The following is a 20,247-nucleotide window of genomic DNA, read 5'->3' as shown; positions in this document are numbered from 1 at the left end:
GGGAGCAGGCTGCGTTGGAGGGTGACCGCGATCCGGTGCTCCTCGTCAAACGAGCGCTGCCCCTCCACGGCCGCCGCCACCGCCTGAGCGAGCTGCTTGAGCACCGGGGTCCGAGCGGTCTGGGTGGCGGTCGGGACCACCACGTACAGCGGGGCTCGGTCCTCGCGCAGCCGGGCGGCGGCGACTGTCACCGTGTCGTCCGTCGACCACTCGACCAGCGCCCAACTCTGCGGGGTCTGCACCCGCACCGTGGCGCCGGTCGGCACCCCGGTGTCGTCGACGACCCACGGCACCACCGTGGCCGCCGCGCCGGGGCCGGCACAGATCCCCGCGATGCAGTCACCGTCGAAGGTCTCGGCGATCACCGCCGCCGGGCTCTTGAAGATCTGCGCGGCGCCCTCGGCGGCGGCCTCCAGCAGACGCGCGAAGGTTGGTGCGGCGTGCACCGCAACTGTCGTGTCGGCCAGCCCGAGCAGCCGCTCGGCGAGCAGCTCGGCGCGCTGCCGGGCCTGGTAGTAGCGCAGGACCGCCCGCGTGGTGGCGATCAGCTCTTCCGGCTCGATCGGCTCGGTCAGGTACGCGTCGGCACCCCGGGTCAGCCCCTGGGCACGGTCGGCCACGTCCACGGCGTGCGCCGACACGTGGATCACCGGCATCGCCGGATGCCGGATCTTGATCTGTTCGCAGACCTCGAACCCGCTCAGGTCCGGCAATCGGACGTCGAGGACGACCAGGTCGATCCGGTCCACCTCGACCCGAGCCAGCGCCTCGGCGCCGTTCTCGGCCTCGAGCACTGTGAACCCGGCCCGGGTCAGCCAGCTGACCAGCAGGTAACGCTTGGTACGACTGTCGTCGACGACCAGGATGGTTGCCGGCATGCCGTCCATGCTGTCACGCCCCGCCGGTGGGCAGGGAGACGGTGAATGTGCTGCCCCGGCCCGGCTCGCTGGTCAGCTCCAGCGACCCGCCGAGCAGTGTCACCAACCGCCGGGCGTACGGCAGGCCGAGGCCGGTGCCGCCGACCCGGGTGGCGCCCGGCACCTGGTAGAACTCCTCGAAGATCCGGTCGTGCAGCTCGGCAGCGATGCCGGGCCCGGTGTCGGTGACCTCGAAGTTCCACCGGTCGCCGTGCTGGCGGGCCCGCAGCCGCACCTCACCGCGCTGGGTGAACTTCAACCCGTTGTGCAGCAGGTTGCGCAGCACCTGGCCGAGCAGCACCTCGTCGGTGCGCAGCAGAGTCGGCGCGGTCGGCTCCTCTACCACCAGCGCGACCTCCGGGCGGGTGGCCAGCGCGCGCATCGTGCCGCGCAGTTGACCGAGAACCGACCGCAGGTCGACGTCCGTCAGGTCCGGTTCGATCCGGCCGGACTCCGCCTTGGCCAGGTCCAGCAACTCGTTGACCAGATTGAGCAGATCCGCCGCCGACGAGCGGATCAGGTCGATCTGGCGGCCCTGCTCGTCGGTGAGCGGGTCGGATGCGGAGTCGGTGAGCAGCCGCCCCAACCCGATGATCGCGGTGACCGGGGCGCGCAGTTCATGGCTCACATTGGCGAGGAACCGGCTCTTCGACTCGCTCGCCGCCCGGAGCTGGGCCGACTTCTCGTCCAGCTCGGCGTAGAGGGCGACGACACCGCGGTTGGTCTCCTCCAACTCCTCGGTGAGCTGGTTGTAGAGCGCCAGCACACCCCGGTTGGTCTCGGCCAGCTCCTCGTTGAGCACGGCCAGCTCGTCGCGCTGGCTGCGCACCTCGTCGAGGGCGGCGATGAGCTGCCCGTTCTGCACTGTCAACTCGTCCAGCGCGCTGGCCGGCGCGGTACGACCGAGTTCGGCGCGGAACTCGGCGAGCCGCTCCGGGGTCGGCGTCGGCGCGCTGGCCGGAACTCGTCGGGACATCCTCACGACCGTAACCCCACCGACGGTCGACACGCTCAACGTGTCGACCAGTCGGGACACCGCGCCGGACTGCGGCTGGTAGCGGCCGTCCGGGAGCGGAGTCACCGGGGCCAGGTCGGCGCGCAGGTGGAACCGGCCGTCGATGCCCGCATCGATGTGGAAGGAGATGTCCGCGCCGCCGGTCGTCCGCAACAGGTCCCGGGCGACCTCGCTGAGCGCGGTGGCGATCCGAACCTGGTCCTGGTGTTCCAGACCGACCACGGCCGCCACCTCGCGGCCCCGCTGGCGGATCACGAAGATGTCCTGCTCGACCCGCAGCGCCATCTGCAACAGCGGCAGCGCGGCCGGCTCGCCGGTCATGTCCAGGACCTCGCGACCAGTACGCAGGCGTCGTCACGTCGCACACCCGCGTCGCGCAGGAGGGTCGCCGCCATGACCAGCGGGGATCGCTCCGCCAGCCCCGGGTAGTCGGCCAACCGCCAACGGTCGACCACCCCGTCGCTGTGCATCACCAGCCGGGCGCCCGGCGCGAGTGGGTAGTCGTACTCCCGGATCGTCGGCCGCTGGTGACCGGCGATGCCGGGCAGCGACACCAGCCCTCGCCGGTGACCGTCGCCCTCGACGACGGCGCCGGCGATGTTGCCGAGGCCGGCGTAGTGCAGCACACCGGCAGCCGGTGCCAGCTCGGCGACCGCGAGCGCCGCGCCACGGGTGTGCGACATGCTCCGGTGCAGGTGACCGACCACCACCGCCGGTGGGCCGGCCGGGGCGTCCCGGAACGCGGCCAGTGCCGCCTCGGTGGCGGCAGCGGCCAGCGGGCCGTGCCCCAGCCCGTCGCTGACCAGCACCTGGTGCCGTCCGTCGGCGATCCGGACGGCGTACCCGTCGCCGCTGACCGTCTCACCGGTCAGCGGTCGGGTGAGGGCGCCGGCCCAGGACGGCCGGGCCGGCTCCGCCGGCCAGACCTGCACGGCGAGGACGGTGCCCTTGCCGGGCAGCGAATATCCGTCGAACCAGCTGGCCTGCCGCACGATGGCACCCAGGCCGATGCCGAGGGTGCCGGTGGTGGAGTGCCCGTCCTGGGACGAGACGGTCAGGTCGGCCATGCCGGGCCCGGAGTCGATGGCGATCAGTTCCACACCGGCCTGCCCGGCGCGGCGCACCGGCCGGAGCAGCAGCACTCCCTCGTCGGCGTGCTTGACCAGGTTGCTGGTCAGCTCGGCGGCGACGATGGCCAGGTCGGCGATGCGCGCCGCACCCATTTCGACCTGCGCACCGAGGCGTTCGGCGGCGCGCCGGACGGCGCTCGCCGCGCTGCTGGCCTCCACCCGGAACCAGATGCCACTGTCGGTAACCGCCTCGGCGTTCACCGGGACCACTTGGTGACCGTGATCCGCGTGCCGGTTTCCGGAGAGGTCTCGATCTCGAACTCGTCGACCAGCCGGCGGGACCCGCTCAGCCCGAGGCCGAGCCCTCCGCCGCTGGTGTAGCCGTCGGTCATGGCCAGATTCAGGTCGGCGATGCCCGGCCCGGAGTCGGCGAAGACGATCCGGACGCCCTTGCGTCGGCCGTTGTCCACGGTCGTCACCTCGACCGAGCCGCCACCGCCGTACACCAGGGTGTTGCGGGCCAACTCGCTCGCCGCGGTGACCACCTTGGTCTGGTCGACGAGGGACAGCTTGACGGCCACCGCAACGGCGCGAACCAACTGCCGGACGCGCACCACGTCCTCATCGCTCTGGATCACCTGCGCCTGCGGGTGGCCCAGGTCGATGTCCGCGGTCACGTCGTAGCCGTCTCGGCGTCCGGATCGTCGTCGAGCTGGTCATCGAGCTCGTCGGCGTGGGCAGCCGCGATCAGTTCCATGCCGCGCTCGACGTTCAGCGCGGTACGGATGCCGTTCAGCGACAGCCCCAGTTCGACAAGGGTGATGGCGACGGCTGGGCGCATCCCGACCACCACCGTCTCCGCGTCGAGCACCTTGGAGATCGAGGCGATGGTGGAGAGCATGCGCCCGACGAAGGAGTCGACGATGTCCAGCGCGGTGATGTCGATGATGACGCCGTGGCAGCCGGTGTCCACGATCCGCTCGGCGAGATCCTCCTGGAGCTGGACGGCCGTCTGGTCGGACATGTCCAGTTGGATCGAGACGAGCAGGATGTCGCCGATCTTGAGGATCGGAACGCGCTCCATCAGACGCCCCGACGCGGCTGGCGACGGGCGGTTTCCACCCCGCTGAGCCGCAGCACGTGACGCAGCGCGTCGGCGAGGCTCGCCTTGGTGGCGATGTCGCCGAACTCGATGCCGAGCGCGACGATGGTCTGCGCGATCTGCGGGCGGATGCCGGAGATGATGCAGTCGGCACCCATCAGCCGGGCGGCCACCACGGTCTTCAGGATGTGCTGGGCGACCTGGGTGTCCACCGCCGGGACGCCGGTGATGTCGATGATCGCGTACGGGGAGCCGGTGTCGACCAGGGTCTGGAGCAGCCGCTCCATCACCACCTGGGCCCGGGCCGAGTCCAGGGTGCCGACCAGCGGGACGGCGACCACGCCTTCCCAGAGCTTGACCACCGGCGTGGAGAGCTCGAGCAGCTGCTCGGCCTGGTCGGCGATCAGGCTCTCCCGGGTGCGGACGAAGCTCTCGAAGGTGAACAGGCCCATCTCGTCGACCAGCTTGGAGAAGGCGACGAAGTCGTGCAGCGCGGTGGGTCCGCCGGCCTCCTGCACCAGCTCGGCCAGCACGTCCTTGAGCGCGAAGATGCTGATCGTGGTCTCGGTGGCCGAGAAGCCCTGCCGGGCCCGACCACGGGACAGCTCGGAGAGCGCGGCCCGCAACTCGGCCGCGTTTTCGCTGGCCAGATCGATTCCACCCTGCTGACCGGTGGCGACGACAGCACGGTGCAGGTCCTCGACCTGACGGCGCAACTCGGCCTGGCTCAGCCGGCCCCGCAACGAACTGGTGACGATCTCGGTCCACCGAGTCGTGACCCGTTCGCCCTGCCCGCTGAGTAGCGCAGCGAGCCGACCACTTTCTTCGGTGCTCAACGCCATTTCGAACCCCCTTGACCTGGACCGGGCGGACTCTATCACCGGGGCCTGATCAACTACTTGCCCCGTAGCAACGGAATGACGACGGCCACCGGATCCTGCCTCCCGTTCTGCGTACGACCCCGGTCGTGGGATACCGTTCCCCCGATAACAGGAGGTCTGGCGAATGTCCTTGACGGTGCACACGGAACAGCGCGGCGACGTGGTCGTCGTGTCGGTGGCGGGCGAGCTGGACATGGCCACCGCACCGCAGCTTCAGGACCAGATCACCGACCTGCTCGACAAGGGCCGTAGCCGGCTGGTGTTCGACCTGGCGGACGTCTCGTTCTGCGACTCGACCGGGTTGTCGGTCTTCGTCCGCGCCAAGAACAGCTGCGACGAGGCTGGCGGCGTGGTCCGGCTGGCCGCACCACAGCGCGGGGTGCTGCGCATCCTCGAGGTGAGCGGGCTGGTCGAGGTGCTGCACACCTACCCCACGGTGGATGAGGCAGTCGCCGGCGAACCGACGCCGGCTTCCTCCTGACCGTTGCGGTTTCACTCGTCCTCGACGTAGCGGGGACGAGCGATCGCCATGCCCGCCATGGTCTGCACGGCGAGGGCGCCCAGCAGGAACCCGATCGGCGCGGTCCAGCCCCCGGTCACCTCGTAGAGGATGCCGACCATCAGCGGGCCGAGAGCGGCGATCACGTACCCGGTGCTCTGCGCGAACGCGGAGAGCGCGACGGTGCCCTCGGCGGTGCGGGCACGTAGACCGATGGCGGTCAGGATCATCGGGAACGCGCCCTGCCCGATCGCCAGCAGGGCGACCCAGAGCAGCGCGGCGCGGTTCGGTGCGAGGGCCAGACCCAGGTAGGCCAGCGTCGACGCGGTGGTCAGCCCGAGCACCAGCGGGCGGAGGCTCCCCAGCCGGCCGGCCAGGGTGGGCATCACCAGCGCGATCGGCACGCCGAGCGCGGTCACCCCGGCGAGCAGGAGCCCGGCCGACTCCGGCTGGTAGCCGGCGTCGCGGAACAACTGGGCCAGCCAGCCCATGATCGCGTACCCGCTGAGCGACTGCGCCCCGAAGTAGACGGCCATCGCCCAGCCGAGCCGGGTGCGCGCCGGCCGAACCCGCACCGGCGCTGCGGCGACCGCCGTCGGGGTCGCCCGCCGCGCGCCCGCCCGGGTCCGCAGCGCCAGCGGCACCCACGGGAGTACGGCCACCGCAGCCATCGCGGCCCAGACGCCGAGCCCGGCCCGCCACGACCCGAAGGCGTGCGCGATCGGCACCGCGGAGGCGGCGGCCACCGTCGTGCCCACTGTCAACGCCATCGTGTACGCGCCGGTGACCAGGCCGGTGCGGTGCGGGAAGTGCTGCTTGACGAGCATCGGCAGCAGGATGTTGGCGACCGCGATGCCGGACAGCGCGAGCGCGCTGGTGAGCACGAACACCAAGGTCGAGTCGGTGATGACCCGGAGCACCTGACCGACGGCGAGGGCGAGCATGGCGACCACCAGCACCCGGGCCGGCGCCACCCGGCGGACCAGCCACGGGGTGAGCGCGCCGAGGCCGGCGAACGCGATGGTCGGCAGGGTGGTGACCAGACCGGCGGTGGCGCCGGAAAGGCCCAGCCCGTCGCGGACCTCGTCGAGCAGCGCGCCGAGGCTCGTCACCACGGCCCGCAGGTTGAGCGCGACCAGCAGCATCCCGACCAGCACGAGCGCGCCACCGGTCGCCGGGTGCGTCCGTCGACCCGTGCCCGGGTCCCGCGTCGGGCGGGGGTCGACGGCGACGGGGGCGGGCGGCGCCGGAGCGGCGGTTGGTGGCGGGGTCATGGCCTCTAACCTACAATCATGGGATGAATTTGGGACCGGTGATGTAACCAGTGCCACCGTCGGTTGATTTCCCCTCCGCCCCGCCGGTGCCGCCTCGCGGCCAGCCCGCCGTGCCGCCCCACGGCCAGCCCGCCGTGCCGCCCCACGGCCAGCCCGCCGTGCCGCCTCGCGGCCACCGCGTCCGGCAGACGACCGAGCAGCTCCGCGCCCGGATCCTGGGCGGTGAGTGGCCGGTCGGCGGGCGCATCCCCACCGAGCCGCAGCTCGTCGCCGCGCTGGGCGTGGGGCGCAACACGGTCCGCGAGGCGGTCCGAGCCCTGGTGCACGCCGGGGTGCTGGAGTGCCGGCAGGGATCCGGCACGTACGTGGTGTCCACCGACGAACTGGCACCCGTGGTGGCCCGCCGCCTCGGCGACGACCGGATGACCGAGGTCATCGAGGTGCGCCGGGCCTTCGAGGTGGAGGCCGCCCGGCTCGCCGCGTTGAGGCGTACACCGGAGGACCTGGCGACGCTCGACGGCGCGCTCGCCGAGCGCGAGGCCGCCTGGCACGGTGGCCGGGTCGACGCGTTCGTCGAGGCCGACGCGGCGCTGCACACGGCGGTGGTCGCCGCCGCGCACAACGCCATGCTCGCCGAGCTGTACGCCTCGGTCGGCACCGCCCTGCGCAGCACGGTCGCCGAGGCGATGGGAGGCGCGCTCACCCCCGAGCGCTATGTCGACCACACCCGACTGGTCGAGGCGATCCGGGCCGGCGATCCCGGCCGGGCCGCGCTCGAAGCCGGCGCTTTTCTGGAACCCGCCGAACGGGCATAGGTTGTGCCGGACAGAAAAGCGGACACTTCAGGAGTACGAATGCTCAAGGGCTTCAAAGACTTCATCATGCGCGGCAACGTCGTCGACCTGGCGGTCGGCATCGTGATCGGTGCCGCGTTCACCGGCGTGGTCACCCAACTCACCAAGTCGTTCCTCGAACCACTGATCAAGGCACTCGGCGGGGGCACTGGCCTGTCGGCCGGGAGGTGGGAGATCACCAAGGGCAACTACATGGACTGGGCGGGGTTCATCAACGCCCTGATCACGTTCCTGCTCACCGCCGCAGTGCTCTACTTCTTCGTGGTGTTCCCCATGAACAAGCTGGCCGAGCGTCGGCAGCGGGGCGAGGAGCCGCCGCCGGCGGCGCCGAGCGAGGAGGTCAAGCTGCTCACCGAGATCCGGGACGCGCTGGTCTCTGCCGGTCACACCACCCCGGGCCAGCAGCGTGGGGCACTGGACGACGTGCTGGGCCGCCGGACCGAACCCCCGGCGCCGCGCTGACCTGAACGAGATGCACATCGGCCCCTGCGGGATTCCCGCAGGGGCCGCATCTTCTCGTACGTGTGTTCGATAGAGTCCCGCCATGGAGCAGCGAAAGCACTGGTGGAACGGGAAGTGGGGGCGGCTGGCCCGGCGGGACGTCTTCCTGCGGGTGGACGCCGACCGGTGGCACGTCGAGCAGCGGGCCGGCGGCGCGGAGGGCATCTCCCGGTTCTACGAGTACGGCAGTGCGGACGAGGCCGAGGACACCGTCCGGGCGCTTCTCGACGGTCCGGACACCTGGCGGGAGCTGTCTCCACGCCCGCCGGGCAGTTGGACCCTCCCGAACAGCTGAGCAACCGGCCGCGGTCCGTCGTCCCCCACCGCCGCAGGACCTGGCGGCGGTGGCGCTTTCGACGGTGATGACTCACAGGCATATTCATGCCGCAGAGTCATCACGCTCTCCAGGGTGGGCCGCGCCGGCACCCGCAGGTCGGTGGCGATCATGCCCATCACCCTCATGCGCCGCCCGCGACCTCCGCTGCCCGGGCGGCGGGTCGGGCGGTGACGGCGTTTAGCGGCGTATCGCCCTGGGAACCGCGGTGGGATGGACCAGCAGGACGAGCAGCAGGCGACCATCTCGCGGATCACCACCGGGATGCCGGTGATCGACTCAGCCGGCACCGAGGTCGGGACCGTGGACCTCGTCCAGCGGGGCGACCCCAACGCGGTGACCGTCCAGACATCGACCGCCGACCCGGGCAGCAGCCTGGACGAGCTGATCGAGGCGACCGCCGTCGAGGAGCCGGACGTCCCGGCCGACCTGGCGGCGCGGCTGCTGCACAGCGGCTACCTGAAGGTCTCGACCGAGTTGACCCGCACGGGCGCGGTGTACGTGCCGGCCGACCGGATCGGGTCGGTGGCCGACGGCCGGGTCCTCCTCGCCGTGGGTGTGGCCGACCTGCCGCCAGAGGAGTAGCCGCACCGCCCTGATCGACTCGGGTTCAAGGAAATCGGGGCGTCCGGAGCCTTAGGACACCCCGATTTCATGAACCCCGAGTGGATCTTTCCGGCGCTGCGAGCGCGGGCTCGTCCGGCGCTGCGAGCGCGGGCTGCTCCGGCCCTGCGGCGGCGGGTCGGCGGCGGCGGAAGAGCAGCAGCATCAGGCAGCCCGCTACCAGGCCCCAGAACGCGCCGCCCACGCCGATCAGCGTCACCCCGGAGGCGGTCACCACGAAGGTGACCACTGCGGCCTCCCTGGCCTCCGGCTCGGTCACCGCCGAGGCGAGCGCGGTCGCGAGGGCGCCCAGCAGGGCCAGCCCGGCGACCGCCTCGATGAGGATCGGCGGCGCGACCGCGACCAGTGCGGTGGCCACGCCGGCACCCAACCCGAGCAGGGCCAGTCCGGCACCGGCGGTGACCGAGGCGACCCATCGGCGCTCCGGGTCCGGGTGCGCGTCCGGGCCGGCGGCGAGCGCGGCGGTGATCGCCGCGAGGTTCACGGCGTGCCCACCGGCCGGGGCGGCGAGCAGGCTGGCCAGGCCGGTGGCCCGCAGCGCGGCGCCGAACGGCGGCCGGTAGCCGTAGCCGACCAGCACGGCCATGCCGGGTACGTTCTGCGCGGCCATGGTGACCAGGAACAGCGGGAGGGCCAGCCCGACCAGCGCGGACACGTTCCAGGCCGGCGCGGTCAGCGTGACCGACGGGACCAGCGCGGCACCGGTCAGACCGGCCGGCGGGGTGGTCAGCGCGATCGCCGCCACCGCCACGACCAGCGCGCCGGGCACCGCCCAGCGGCGGGCGAACCGGTGCAGCAGCAGCCAGCCGACCACTACCGGCCCGGCCACCAGGGGCAACTCGACCAGCGCGCGGACCGGGGCGGTGCACAGCGGCAACAGCACCCCGGCGAGCATCGCGCCGGCCACCGGCTTGGGAATGGCGGCCACCGCGCGGCCGAGTGGTGGGAACAGCCCGGCCGCGACGATCAGCGCACCGGAGACGAGGAAGGCGCCCACCGCGACCGGCCATCCGCCCGGGGGCGGCCCGGTCGCGACCAGCAGCGCCGCACCCGGGGTGGACCAGGCCACGCTCATCGGTATCCGGTGTCGCCAGCCCAGCCAGGCGGCGACGAGCCCGCACGCCACGCAGAGGGCCAGCAGACCGGAGGCGGCCTGCGCGTCCGACGCGCCGGCCGCACGGAGCCCGGCCAGCACGACAGTGAACGAGCTGGCGAAGCCGACCAGCGCGGTGACCACCCCGGCCAGCACCGGTTGCACACGTCCGGTCATCCCCACCCTCCCCCGGCCGTTCCGTTTACGGAACGACAGCGTGTAGGACGATAGCCGGGTGCCGCACCCACCACCAGCCCGCCGCCCGAACCTCGATGTCGACCCCGCCGTGGTCGGTCGCCGGGTCCGCGCGCTGCGCGAGGAGCGGGGGATCTCGCTGTCCGCACTCGCCCGACTCGCCGGCGTCGGGAAGGCCACCCTCTCCGGACTGGAGCACGGCACCCGCAACCCGACCCTGGAGACGCTCTGGGCGGTCACCGTGCAACTCGGCGTACCGCTGACCGGTGTGCTGGCCGAGCCGTCCGACGAGCCCACAGTGCACGGCACCGCGGTCAGCGCCACGCTGCTGGAGGTCTTCACCGACACCGACGCGACCTACGAGCTGTACCGGATGCGGGTCGCACCCGGGCCCGGGCAGCTCTCCCCCGCCCACCAGGCGGGCGTCACCGAACACGTCACCGTCTTCGCCGGGGTGCTGCGCGCAGGCCCGGCCGACGCGCCGCTGACCGCCTCGGCCGGCGGTCACCTCCGCTGGGTGTCGGACGTGCCGCACACGTACGCGGCGGTGGGTGACGAGGAGGTCGCCGCCAGCCTGCTGCTGCGCTATCCGCGCCGCTGACCGCCTCAGTCCACAGGGGCGGGCACCGGCGGCCGACGGCGTACCGCCCAGAGCGCGACCTCGGTCCGCGACGCCGAGCCGGTCTTGCGCAGCAGGTTCGACACGTGCACGGTGACCGTGCGAACCGAGATGCCGAGCGCCTTCGCGACCTGTTTGTTCGACATCCCGTCGACCAGGCAGCCCAGCACCTCGACCTCCCGGGCGGTCAACTCCGGGTCGACCGCCGCCATCGGTTCGACCGTCGCCATCGGTTCGACCGGTGAGCGCGGCTCGGGCAGTCGCCGGAGCAACGCCTCCGGCCCGTCTCCGGCGTGTGCGGCCAGCAACTCGGTCAGCGCGTACGGGTTGCCGCCGGTGCACCGCCACAGCGAGGCGACCAGCCGGTCGGACGGGTCGCAGCCCTCGTACACCTGGGTGAGGACCTCGGCGACCTCGGCCTGGCGCAGCGGGCCGAGGTGCTGGCGGACGGCTCCCCGGACCCCACTGAGACGGGCGAGCGCACGACGGGTCAGCTCCGGCGCCACCGCGTCGGCGGCCGGTCGGCTGGCCACCACCAGCAGGGCGGGCAGCTTGGCCACGGTGGCCAGCTCGCCGATCAGGTTGACGCTGGCCGGGTCGAGCGCGTGCAGGTCCTCCACCACGAGAACGGCCGGGCCGGCGCCGACCAACAACTGGACGGTCCGCACGGCGAGTCGCAGCAGGGTGCCGGGCGCGTACCGCTCCCGGGGTGCGGTGGGCTGCTGGGCCAGCCACGCCAGCGCGTCCGACGGCAGGGCGAGTCGACCGGTGTCGCGCCCGGTGAGCACGGCGGCCAACCAGTCGTACGGGGCCGGGCCGTGCACCCGGGCGGCCCCGGAGAGGATCATCGCGGGACGAGGCGTGAGGGCGTCCACAGCGGCGGCGACCAGCAGACTCTTGCCCACTCCCGCCGCGCCGGTGATCACCGCGACGGTCGGCGCCGAGCGGCCGGCCGCCGACACGACGGACCACGCGCGGTCGAGCTCGGCAAGCTCGCCGGCGCGTCCGACCATGGACACCGGCATCATTTCTCAACCCTACGCAGTAGTGCGTAGAGACGAAGGCAGGGTCTTCTTGGCAAGCTTGACCCCATGACGCTGATCCTCCGCTCGGTCATCCTCAACGACATCGGCTTGGTGCGCACCAACAACGAGGACTCCGCCCTCGCCGGTGACCGCCTGATCGCCGTCGCCGACGGCATGGGCGGGCTGCCCGCGGGCGAGGTGGCGAGCGAGATCGTGATCCGGATCCTGGACGAGCTGGCTCCGCCCACCGAGCCCGACGCCGCCGCCGACGCCCTGCGTGCCGTCGTCAGCACCGCCAACCAGCGCATCCACGCCGCCATCACCGTCGACCCGACCCGTGACGGGATGGGCACGACGCTCACCGCGGCGCTGCTGGCCGGGGAGACGCTGGTGCTGGCCCAGGTCGGCGACTCCCGCTGCTACCTGCTGCGCGACGCGGAGCTGACCCAGCTCACCCGGGACGACACGTTCGTGCAGGCGCTGGTCGACCAGGGCACGCTCTCCCCCGACCAGGCCCGCCACCACCCGCAGCGGTCCCTGGTGACCCGGGCCGTGCAGGGTGCCGACACCCCACCGGCGATCGGGGTGCTCACCGTGGTCCCCGGCGACCGACTGCTGCTGTGCAGCGACGGGCTCTCCGACTACGTCGAGGACGAGGCCATCGCGGCGGCGCTGGGCATGTACGCCGACCGCCAGCAGTGCGGTGAGCAGTTGGTGAAGCTCGCGCACCACGCCGGCGCACCGGACAACGTGACAGTCGTCGTCTCCGACGTCGTCGCCCGCTGACCTCGCCGGACCTGTTCGACGGTTTCGCGGAACCGGCCGGACCGGATCCGGTCGACCCAGTAGGTAGTTGTGCCATCTAGGTTGCGCCGCTACTGTCCGACGCGTGGATTCCGACCGGCGCGGGCAGTGGCTGCGGGGGGTGCTCGACATCTGCGTGCTGGCCCTGCTGTCCGAGGGCGAGTCCTACGGCTACCAGCTCGCCCAGGCGCTCGACGCCGCGGGCGTCGGGCCCATCCAGGGCGGCACGCTCTATCCCGTGCTGCTGCGCCTGCAGAAGACCGGCCTGGTGACCGCGCAGTGGCGGGAGGGCAGCGCCGGGCCGGCCCGCAAGTACTACCGGCTCACCGACGACGGGTACGCGGCACTCCGCGCGGGCGGCAGCGCCTGGCTCACCTTCGTCCAGCCGGTGAACGACATCGTCACGAAGGGGGTCACCCGGTGAACGCCGACGATTGGCTGCGAACGCTCACGGCCGAGCTGCACCAGCGCCGGGTCGCGGCGGACGCCGCCCGGCACGTGGTCGCCGAGGCGGCCACCCACCTGCGCGAGGGTGGTGGCGACCCCTGGGTCGTCTTCGGTCCACCCCAGCAGTACGCGGGCGCCGTCGTGGAGAGCATCGGCACCGTGCCCGGACCACGCCCCGGGCCGGTCCGGCTGCACGCGGCGGGCATCACCAAGCGGTACGGGCGGCGAACGGTGCTGCACGACGCCACGCTGACCGTCCGGGCCGTGGTGTGCTGCACGGGCTCGCCGTGACCGTCCTGCTGGTCGTCGGTGTGGCCGCCGTGGTCAGCGTCCGCCTGCGCCGCCGCCGGCACCTGCGGCACCTGCCGGTCGGATGACCGGTGTGCCGGCCGGCGTCGAGCGCCGTGCCGGTGGCACGGATCCCGCCAATCGGGTTGCTGCGACCTGTACGGCAGGCTGAGATGGGCGAATGACCATCCGCCGGGTGACCGCCGACGACCGTCTCACCACCAGCTTCCCGCTGGCCGCGTACGCCTTCGAGTCCTCGCCGCTCAGCGCGGCCCGGATCGACGAGTTCCGCGACTACCTGCCCTACCAGGAGGGCAACCGGACGCTGATCGCCGAGGAGAGCGGCGCAACGCTGGCCGCCGTGACGGCCATTCCGATGCGGCAGAACCTGCGCGGGGTGGTGCTGCCGATGGCCGGTGTCGCCGGGGTGGCGACCCACCCGCTGGCCCGCCGGCAGGGGCACGTCCGGACGCTGCTGCATCAACTCCTCGACGAGATGCGCGACGAGGGGCACTCGCTCAGCGCGCTCTATCCGTTCCGTCCCAGCTTCTACGCCCGGTTCGGCTACACGGGGCTGCCCAAGCCGCGCCGGGTCACCTTCACCCCGGCCAACCTGGGGTCACTGCTCCGGGTGGACCTGCCCGGCGAGGTGAGTTGGGAACGCATCGCCGCCGGCTATCCGGCGTGGCGGGCCTTCACCGAGCGCAACCTCCAGGAACGACACGGCTTCTCGATCTTCCCGGACTACCGGGCGGTCGGGATGCGCGACCGGGACGAATACTGGCTGATCACCGCCCGGGTGGCCGGCGAGGTCACCGGCGCGGTGACGTACCGGATCGACGAGCACGGCGGCACGCTGCACGGCAACGAGCTGCTGGTCGCCGACCCGCTCGCGCGGGCGTTGCTGTTGCAGTTCTTCGCCCGGCACGTCGACCAGATCGACCGGATCACCGTCCAGGTCCCGCCCGACGAGTTGCCGGAGCTGTGGCTGACCGACCTGGACGTGCACGTCGAGGCGCGGACGGCAGTGCCGGGTGCGTCGGCTCCGATGGCCAGGCTGCTGTCGCTGGACGCGTTGCGTGGGCTGCCCGCCGGCCCCGGCCGGGTACGGGTCGAGCTGACCGGGGACCGATGGCTCGCCGGCACGCACCTGCTGGACGGCACGACCGGCGCGCTGGAGCTGGTCGGCGACACCGCCGACCGCACGCCGACCGCCACCCTCACCGCGGCCGGGCTCTCCGCCCTCGCGTACGGGGTGCTGGACCCGGCCGAGCTGCCGTTGCGCGGTCTGGGTGAGGTGCCGGTGGACGCCGCCGCGGAGCTGCGCGGCATCTTCCCCCGTCGGGTGCCGTATCTCTTCGCCGACTTCTGAGCCTTCCTCACGACCGGGTTTGTCGCCCCGGCGGGCGTGGGTAGGGTCCCGCGAATGCCGGAGTGGTTACAGGCGGGTGGGTGGGGGCTGCTGGCCGGGTCGGCTCTGCTGGTCGGGGCGGCGGTCGGCTGGTTCGCCCGGGTGCCGCAACGCGTCACCGCGTCGATCATGGCGTTCGGGGCGGGGGTGCTGCTCTCCGCCGTGTCGTTCGAGTTGATCGCCGAGGCACACGAGCAGGGCGGCCTGCTGCCCACCGCGCTCGGCGCTGCCGGCGGAGCGGTCGTCTACACACTGGCCAACGTTGCTCTTGCCCGGCACGGCGCCCGGCACCGGAAGCGGTCCGGCGACCAGCAGCCCTCCGAGAACGAGCAGCCCGGCTCCGGGTCGGCGATAGCCGTGGGCGCGCTGCTCGACGGCATACCGGAATCGGTGGTGATCGGCGCGAGCCTGCTCAGTGGTGGCACGGTCAGCCTGGTCACGGTGGCCGCGGTCTTCCTCAGCAACGTGCCGGAGGGTCTGTCCAGCGCGGCCGGCATGCGTCAGGCCGGCCGGACCCGGCGGTACGTCTTCCTGCTCTGGACCGGGATCGCCCTGATCAGCGGGGTGGCGGCGCTGCTCGGCAACACGTTGCTGGGTGGCGCCCCGCCGGAGGTGCTGGCCGGGATCACCGCACTGGCCGCCGGCGCGATCCTCGCGATGATCACCGACACCATGGTCCCCGAGGCGTTCGAGGACGCGCACCTGCTGGTCGGTCTGGTCACGGTCGCCGGCTTCCTGACCGCGTTCGCCCTGTCCCACAGCTGACCACCGGACACACCGCCACGAGCGGCGCGGCGGTCTTCGGGCGGTGCGGCGGTCTGCAGGCGGGCGGCGGCGGTGGGCGGCGCGGCGGTGGGCGGCGACGGTGGGCGCGTGGCTTAGCGGTGCATTAAACCGGCCCGGCGGATTCGTCGTGATGCCGTCGCGGCTCCTAGCATCACGGGGTGCGCATGACGTCGCTTGCCGCTCTGGTCGTCCTCGGTGTCGCCACCGCGACCCTGCCCGCCTGCGCGCCCAACGATCCGGCCCCCACCTTCGAGGCCGGCTCGTCCGCTTCGCCGACAGCCCTGCCGACCGCCGGCCAGGGCGAAGCGCCGGTCGCCCGCGACGGCCTCGGTGGCCCAGGGGCCAGCGCGAGCCCGAAGCCCGCCGAGAAGGTCCTCGCGGCCGGCAACCCGAACGGCAGGGCCAGCGTGCCGGCGGAGGCCCGGGCGGTGGACACCTCGAAGCCGACCCGGACCGTCGGCACCGGCACCCCGGCGAGTTGCACCTCCGCCGCGGTCGTGAAGGCCGTCGCGGCCGGCGGTGTCATCACGTTCAACTGCGGGCCGGCCCCGGTGACGATCAAGATGACCGCCACCGCGAAGGTCCGCAACGCCAACGGGCCGAAGGTCGTGCTGGACGGCGGCGGCACTGTCACGCTGAGCGGCCAGGGCCAACGCCGCATCCTCTACATGAACACCTGCGACGAGGCCCAGGGCTTCACCACCTCGCACTGCCAGAACCAGGACCACCCGCAGCTGACCGTGCAGAACCTGACGTTCGCCGACGGCAACTCCACCGGCGACAAGGCCGAGGGCGGCGGCGGTGGGGCGATCTTCGTCCGCGGTGGGCGGTTCAAGGTGGTCAACTCGCGCTTTGTCCGCAACCGCTGCGACCGTACCGGGCCCGACCTGGGCGGCGCGGCCATCCGGGTCCTCAGCCAGCATAAGAACAAGCCGGTGTACGTGGTGGGCAGCACCTTCGACGGCGGTTCCTGCTCCAACGGGGGCGCGCTGAGCAGCATCGGCGTTTCCTGGGTGGTGCTGAACAGCGTGCTCAGCCACAACGAGGCGATCGGCAGCGGCGCCAACCCGGCCAAGTCCGGCACGCCGGGTGGCGGCAGCGGTGGCGCGATCTACTGCGACGGCAACGAGTTCACCGTACGGATCGCCGGCACGATCATCGAGAACAACAAGGCCAACGAGGGCGGTGGTGCGGCCTTCTTCGTGAGCAACAACCGCACCGGCACGATGAAGATCGAAAACTCGACCCTGCGCCGCAACCCCAGCGGCAAATTCGAGACCCGCGGCTTCCCCGGCATCTTCTTCCTGGGTGCCCAGAACCCGACGGTAACGGCATCCAAACTGAGCTGACCCAGCCTGCGGTCCAGCGCCTGCGGATCCGGCGCCTGCGCGCGGGCTCGGCCTGCGCGCCCGCCTCAGTGATCAAGAGGTTTCGGTCACCGGAGCCGCATTTCCTGACCGAAATCTCTTGATCACCCGGGCCTGCCGGCGGGTTGGGGTCAGTAGGGGTTTCCCTGGCCTGGAGGGCGGGCTTCGAGCAGGGCTGCGGGGCGGCCCGGCAGGTCCCGTGCGCCGGACATCGGCGGGCTTCCCGTGTGGGCGCCGTCGGCCATTCCGGCGAAGAGTTCCTTAAGCGCCGTGAGCGCGCTGATCGTGGGCTGCCAGCCCAGCTCGGTCTCCGCCCGCTCGCTGGACATCAGCGGGGCGTTCAGACCCAGCTCCACCCAGCCGGCGTCGACCGGCTGCAGGCGCGCGCGCCAGGTCAGCGCCGCCGCCGCCCGTAGCACCGGCGCGGCGACCGGCACCGTCCAACCGTGGAAGTGCCGGGCCACCAGTTCCGGGGTCAGCACCGGGTCCGCGGCTAGGTTGAAGGCGCCACGCGCATCACCCAACACCGCCCGGGCGTACGCATCGGCCACGTCATCGGCGTGCACCGCCTGCATCCGCAACCGGCGGTTCGTCGGCACCAGCGGGATCCGGCCGAAGCGCAGCAGCCGCACCGGCGCCAACGGGCCGAGAAAGTAGCGGGTGATCTCCGTGCCCGCGGCCCGCTGGAAGATCAACCCGGGTCGCATCCGCACCACCCGCAACGCCGGGTGTTCGCGCTCCACCCCGTCCAGCAGCGCCTCCACCTCGGCCTTGTGCTCGCTGTACGACGAGCCGGGCACACCGGTGGCCGGCCACCTCTCGCTGATCGGGTGGTCCTTCGGGCCGGACGCGTAGACGCCGACCGACGACGCGTACATCAGAGCCGGCACACCGGCCCGGACCACCGCGTCGATCACCGCCCGACTGCCGTCGACGTTGGTCCTCCGCAACACCCGCTGATCGTGGCTGGGCTGGATCTGCCAGGCCAGGTGCACCACCGCGTCCGCACCGGCGAACACCTCGGCGAGCTGCCCCGCCGCACCCGGCGCGCCGATGTCGCAGGAGTGCCACTCCACCTGGTCGTACGGCTCGCCCGCATCCGGGCCGGGCAACCGTCGAACGACCCCGGCCAGCTCCACGCCCCGCTCCCGGCGCAGCCGCCGCAGCAGCGCCGTACCGACGTTGCCGCTCGCCCCCACCACCACGATCCGCATGCCCGACCCCGTACCCGCCCAGCAGCAGCTCAACCGCCCACCCACGCGGGTGGCGCGCCCGGCGTGCCCGGCACGCGTGGCGGTCTTGATCCACTCGGCTTCCTGAAGGTCGCGGTATCCCGGCGGGCACGACAGCCCGACTTCCGGAAACCCGAGTCGATCAAGGGCGAGGAGAGTCCCGGACCCAGCCGTGCTTCTCCGCCCCCCGCCGGCCAGTGGTAGCGGCCAGGCAACGTGGGCAGATCCAGCCCACCGCGTCAGCCTCCGTGAGCACGTCGGTGCCCGAGTAGTCGAAGCGCACATGCGGGAAACGACGCAGCCGGGTCCGGCTCAGAGCCAGGCCGCACACGGTCTGGTTCTGACCGGGCCGCCAGGCATGCACCTCGCCACCCGGCTGGCGTACGCCGTCCGGCCCGATCTCCTCGCCCGACGCCGCCACGGCCGGGATGCTGCTCGCCCTCATGCCCATCCCGGTTCCCCGCCCGCCCACACCCATGCGTCGCCCGATCAACCTCACCGGCCTCTCGCTGACCGGGTGGTGATCAGGCACGGCGAGCGCCGGCTGACGGCAGGCATCGACGGCCGGCCGGAAGCCGAGAGTCGCCGGCGCTCACCGTCGGGTAACCTGAGCGCGCGGGCCGCTAGCTCAATGGCAGAGCTGTGGACTTTTAATCCATAGGTTCAGGGTTCGAGTCCCTGGCGGCCCACCACCTTTACCAGCGTGAACAGGCTCGGTAGCCGGTACGGCATCCTGTGGATTCGCCCCGGTGGTCACAGACTGGTCACGTGGCTTGCGCGGGATCAGTGCGGCGGCAGCCTCGCTGGCTGCCTTCCCGACCCCGGTGAGTAGGTGCGAGTAGGTGTCGGACGTGATCGAGATCGACGAGTGGCCGAGTCCCTTCGAGATCACGCTCATGTCGACGCCCCCCGCAGGCCGCAGCGTGGGAGCAGCTGCGCTGGACGCGAACGGTCGCCCGGTACTGCCGCGTGATGATCGCCGCTGAGCAACCGGACGCCATGGCCGCGCTGCTCGCGTAGGCCACGGTTCTGGAGGATCGACTCGGCTTGACGCCGAAGTCCATGCGGCTGCTGCTCTGGCACGTGACCGTTGACGAGGTTGCCGAGCGTCGCCAGGCGTCGCAGGGTGCACGCGGTCGCATCCGGGCCACCGACGGCGCGTGACCCGCACGACCGATCCTGCTTCTACCCTCACCCAAACTCGATCAGGTTCCGCAGGGTCATGAGCGTCCGAGAGTCACGCTCGGGTGCACCGTTGTTCGTGCGGTTCCACTGGATGCCTGACGAGTCAGTGAAGGTGACAGTGACATCGCAGAGCTTGAGTTCAAAGTTCGCGTCGGTGGTGGTGCAGGCATGCGACGGGTTCACCGGGATTCTGACGGCCTCGGTCTGCTGAGGACCGATCAGCTCGGTGCCGTTGTGCTCGACGATCCGCCCGTTGGGCAGGGCTACGGCGACGACCACCCAGTGAATTGGGTCGGGGCCGAAGTTGTGAACCAAGAGGTCAACGTGGGTGATCTTGACCTCGGCGGTGTTGGCGTCCAGCTTTAATGTGCCGCTTGGGCAGTGCAGGCCTCCGGAGGCGACCGCTCGTGCGCGACTTTCCTCCTGTGACCGCCGCTCCTCGGCGAGCTGTCGGCGGGCTTCCTGTGCCTGCCGACGCTCGAACATCAGCAACGCCGTGGCAGCCACTGCCGCGGCCAGCCCGGCGAACACCCCGGCGACGCTCCCCCACGCCTGCATCCAGTCGGTGACCTTCGGCTGCTCTTCGCCAGAGGGCGCCTGGTAGATCACCGAGGTGTACGCCATGGCCAGGCCCAGGGCTAGCAGCAGCAGCGCCACGCTTCCAGCGATGTACCACCAGGTCTTCCGATCAAGGTTCACCGGGGCATCCTGCCCCCACCCGTCG

Annotated in this window: 25 protein-coding genes and 1 tRNA gene; 14 read left to right on the top strand and 12 right to left on the bottom strand. The window is 72.0% G+C overall.

Features of this window, described 5'->3' with window-relative positions; translation table 11 throughout:
• From FBZ33_RS32555 to FBZ33_RS32530, 6 genes are all read right to left on the bottom strand, one after another.
• Positions 1 to 887 (bottom strand): response regulator transcription factor (locus tag FBZ33_RS32555; protein WP_141912289.1); only part of this gene is annotated, 887 nt, incomplete at its 3' end.
• 4 nt (positions 888 to 891) lie between these two features.
• A complete protein-coding gene (locus tag FBZ33_RS32550) occupies positions 892 to 2,253 on the bottom strand; it encodes a sensor histidine kinase (protein ID WP_141907555.1) in 1,362 nt (453 codons plus the stop codon).
• On the bottom strand, positions 2,250 to 3,272 hold the full coding sequence (locus FBZ33_RS32545; RefSeq protein ID WP_370452932.1) for a SpoIIE family protein phosphatase: 1,023 nt from the start codon (positions 3,270 to 3,272) through the stop codon (positions 2,250 to 2,252). The genes FBZ33_RS32550 and FBZ33_RS32545 overlap by 4 nt, the downstream gene beginning before the upstream one ends.
• Positions 3,260 to 3,679: an anti-sigma regulatory factor gene (locus FBZ33_RS32540; protein ID WP_099849810.1), complete on the bottom strand. Its 420-nt coding sequence runs from the start codon at positions 3,677 to 3,679 to the stop codon at positions 3,260 to 3,262. The genes FBZ33_RS32545 and FBZ33_RS32540 overlap by 13 nt, the downstream gene beginning before the upstream one ends.
• Complete coding sequence (locus tag FBZ33_RS32535; protein ID WP_088951056.1) at positions 3,676 to 4,086, bottom strand: STAS domain-containing protein; 411 nt, start codon at positions 4,084 to 4,086, stop codon at positions 3,676 to 3,678. The genes FBZ33_RS32540 and FBZ33_RS32535 overlap by 4 nt, the downstream gene beginning before the upstream one ends.
• Positions 4,086 to 4,946 carry an STAS domain-containing protein gene (locus FBZ33_RS32530; RefSeq protein ID WP_141907554.1) on the bottom strand — a complete coding sequence of 287 codons (861 nt, stop codon included), beginning with the start codon at positions 4,944 to 4,946 and terminating at the stop codon, positions 4,086 to 4,088. The genes FBZ33_RS32535 and FBZ33_RS32530 overlap by 1 nt, the downstream gene beginning before the upstream one ends.
• Positions 4,947 to 5,109: 163 nt before the next feature.
• On the opposite strand from FBZ33_RS32530, the gene FBZ33_RS32525 reads away from it, so the two are divergent.
• Positions 5,110 to 5,466: an STAS domain-containing protein gene (locus FBZ33_RS32525; protein WP_088951054.1), complete on the top strand. Its 357-nt coding sequence runs from the start codon at positions 5,110 to 5,112 to the stop codon at positions 5,464 to 5,466.
• Positions 5,467 to 5,477: 11 nt separating this feature from the next.
• Here FBZ33_RS32525 and FBZ33_RS32520 read toward each other — a convergent pair whose 3' ends face one another.
• Positions 5,478 to 6,758 (bottom strand): MFS transporter, encoded by a 1,281-nt coding sequence (locus FBZ33_RS32520; RefSeq protein ID WP_370452931.1) that lies wholly within the window; start codon positions 6,756 to 6,758, stop codon positions 5,478 to 5,480.
• 134 nt (positions 6,759 to 6,892) lie between these two features.
• Between FBZ33_RS32520 and FBZ33_RS32515 the strand changes: the two genes are divergently transcribed.
• From FBZ33_RS32515 to FBZ33_RS32500, 4 genes are all read left to right on the top strand, one after another.
• Positions 6,893 to 7,573, top strand: coding sequence for a FadR/GntR family transcriptional regulator (locus tag FBZ33_RS32515; protein WP_141907553.1), 681 nt, complete (start codon positions 6,893 to 6,895; stop codon positions 7,571 to 7,573).
• Between the two features lie 39 nt (positions 7,574 to 7,612).
• Entirely contained in the window at positions 7,613 to 8,074 is a 462-nt protein-coding gene (gene mscL / locus FBZ33_RS32510) for a large conductance mechanosensitive channel protein MscL (RefSeq protein WP_088951052.1), read from the top strand.
• A gap of 82 nt (positions 8,075 to 8,156) precedes the next feature.
• The gene (locus tag FBZ33_RS32505; protein ID WP_088951051.1) at positions 8,157 to 8,408 is read left to right on the top strand and encodes a hypothetical protein; all 252 of its coding nucleotides are present in this window, start codon (positions 8,157 to 8,159) and stop codon (positions 8,406 to 8,408) included.
• Between the two features lie 252 nt (positions 8,409 to 8,660).
• Positions 8,661 to 9,032, top strand: a complete 372-nt coding sequence (locus tag FBZ33_RS32500) for a hypothetical protein (RefSeq protein ID WP_088951050.1) — start codon at positions 8,661 to 8,663, stop codon at positions 9,030 to 9,032.
• A gap of 67 nt (positions 9,033 to 9,099) precedes the next feature.
• On the opposite strand, the gene FBZ33_RS32495 is transcribed toward FBZ33_RS32500, so the two are convergent.
• Positions 9,100 to 10,341, bottom strand: a complete 1,242-nt coding sequence (locus FBZ33_RS32495) for a benzoate/H(+) symporter BenE family transporter (protein WP_141912288.1) — start codon at positions 10,339 to 10,341, stop codon at positions 9,100 to 9,102.
• A gap of 58 nt (positions 10,342 to 10,399) precedes the next feature.
• Here FBZ33_RS32495 and FBZ33_RS32490 point away from each other — a divergent pair, with 58 nt between their 5' ends.
• On the top strand, positions 10,400 to 10,960 hold the full coding sequence (locus FBZ33_RS32490; protein WP_088951048.1) for an XRE family transcriptional regulator: 561 nt from the start codon (positions 10,400 to 10,402) through the stop codon (positions 10,958 to 10,960).
• A gap of 5 nt (positions 10,961 to 10,965) precedes the next feature.
• Here the strand turns inward: FBZ33_RS32490 and FBZ33_RS32485 are convergent, their stop codons facing one another.
• A complete protein-coding gene (locus FBZ33_RS32485) occupies positions 10,966 to 12,006 on the bottom strand; it encodes a helix-turn-helix domain-containing protein (RefSeq protein WP_141912286.1) in 1,041 nt (346 codons plus the stop codon).
• Positions 12,007 to 12,069: 63 nt separating this feature from the next.
• Between FBZ33_RS32485 and FBZ33_RS32480 the strand changes: the two genes are divergently transcribed.
• The 6 genes from FBZ33_RS32480 (at position 12,070) to FBZ33_RS32455 (ending at position 17,088) form a co-directional block, all read left to right on the top strand.
• Entirely contained in the window at positions 12,070 to 12,789 is a 720-nt protein-coding gene (locus tag FBZ33_RS32480) for a PP2C family serine/threonine-protein phosphatase (RefSeq protein WP_099849794.1), read from the top strand.
• A 103-nt stretch (positions 12,790 to 12,892) separates the two neighbouring features.
• Positions 12,893 to 13,231 (top strand): PadR family transcriptional regulator, encoded by a 339-nt coding sequence (locus tag FBZ33_RS32475; protein ID WP_099849791.1) that lies wholly within the window; start codon positions 12,893 to 12,895, stop codon positions 13,229 to 13,231.
• The gene (locus FBZ33_RS32470; protein ID WP_185755455.1) at positions 13,228 to 13,545 is read left to right on the top strand and encodes a hypothetical protein; all 318 of its coding nucleotides are present in this window, start codon (positions 13,228 to 13,230) and stop codon (positions 13,543 to 13,545) included. The genes FBZ33_RS32475 and FBZ33_RS32470 overlap by 4 nt, the downstream gene beginning before the upstream one ends.
• A gap of 178 nt (positions 13,546 to 13,723) precedes the next feature.
• Positions 13,724 to 14,914 (top strand): enhanced intracellular survival protein Eis, encoded by a 1,191-nt coding sequence (gene eis, locus FBZ33_RS32465; protein WP_141912284.1) that lies wholly within the window; start codon positions 13,724 to 13,726, stop codon positions 14,912 to 14,914.
• Positions 14,915 to 14,968: 54 nt separating this feature from the next.
• A complete protein-coding gene (locus FBZ33_RS32460) occupies positions 14,969 to 15,718 on the top strand; it encodes a ZIP family metal transporter (protein WP_141912282.1) in 750 nt (249 codons plus the stop codon).
• Positions 15,719 to 15,903: 185 nt separating this feature from the next.
• Positions 15,904 to 17,088 carry a hypothetical protein gene (locus tag FBZ33_RS32455; protein WP_141913071.1) on the top strand — a complete coding sequence of 395 codons (1,185 nt, stop codon included), beginning with the start codon at positions 15,904 to 15,906 and terminating at the stop codon, positions 17,086 to 17,088.
• Between the two features lie 149 nt (positions 17,089 to 17,237).
• Here the strand turns inward: FBZ33_RS32455 and FBZ33_RS32450 are convergent, their stop codons facing one another.
• Positions 17,238 to 18,320, bottom strand: coding sequence for an NAD-dependent epimerase/dehydratase family protein (locus FBZ33_RS32450; RefSeq protein WP_141912281.1), 1,083 nt, complete (start codon positions 18,318 to 18,320; stop codon positions 17,238 to 17,240).
• Between the two features lie 160 nt (positions 18,321 to 18,480).
• Complete coding sequence (locus FBZ33_RS32445; RefSeq protein ID WP_141912279.1) at positions 18,481 to 18,783, bottom strand: hypothetical protein; 303 nt, start codon at positions 18,781 to 18,783, stop codon at positions 18,481 to 18,483.
• A 172-nt stretch (positions 18,784 to 18,955) separates the two neighbouring features.
• Between FBZ33_RS32445 and FBZ33_RS32440 the strand changes: the two genes are divergently transcribed.
• Positions 18,956 to 19,030: transfer RNA gene (locus tag FBZ33_RS32440), tRNA-Lys, on the top strand.
• Positions 19,031 to 19,189: 159 nt separating this feature from the next.
• Positions 19,190 to 19,324, top strand: a complete 135-nt coding sequence (locus FBZ33_RS33605; RefSeq protein WP_255509093.1) for a hypothetical protein — start codon at positions 19,190 to 19,192, stop codon at positions 19,322 to 19,324.
• 205 nt (positions 19,325 to 19,529) lie between these two features.
• Here the strand turns inward: FBZ33_RS33605 and FBZ33_RS32430 are convergent, their stop codons facing one another.
• On the bottom strand, positions 19,530 to 20,222 hold the full coding sequence (locus tag FBZ33_RS32430; protein WP_141912277.1) for a hypothetical protein: 693 nt from the start codon (positions 20,220 to 20,222) through the stop codon (positions 19,530 to 19,532).
• Positions 20,223 to 20,247 lie beyond the last annotated feature (25 nt).

The organism is Micromonospora sp. A202 (assembly GCF_006715105.1).
GTDB classification, from domain to species: domain Bacteria; phylum Actinomycetota; class Actinomycetes; order Mycobacteriales; family Micromonosporaceae; genus Micromonospora; species Micromonospora zamorensis.
The sequence above is the reverse complement of the archived record's forward strand: the minus strand, read 5'-3'. Positions and strand labels throughout refer to the sequence as shown.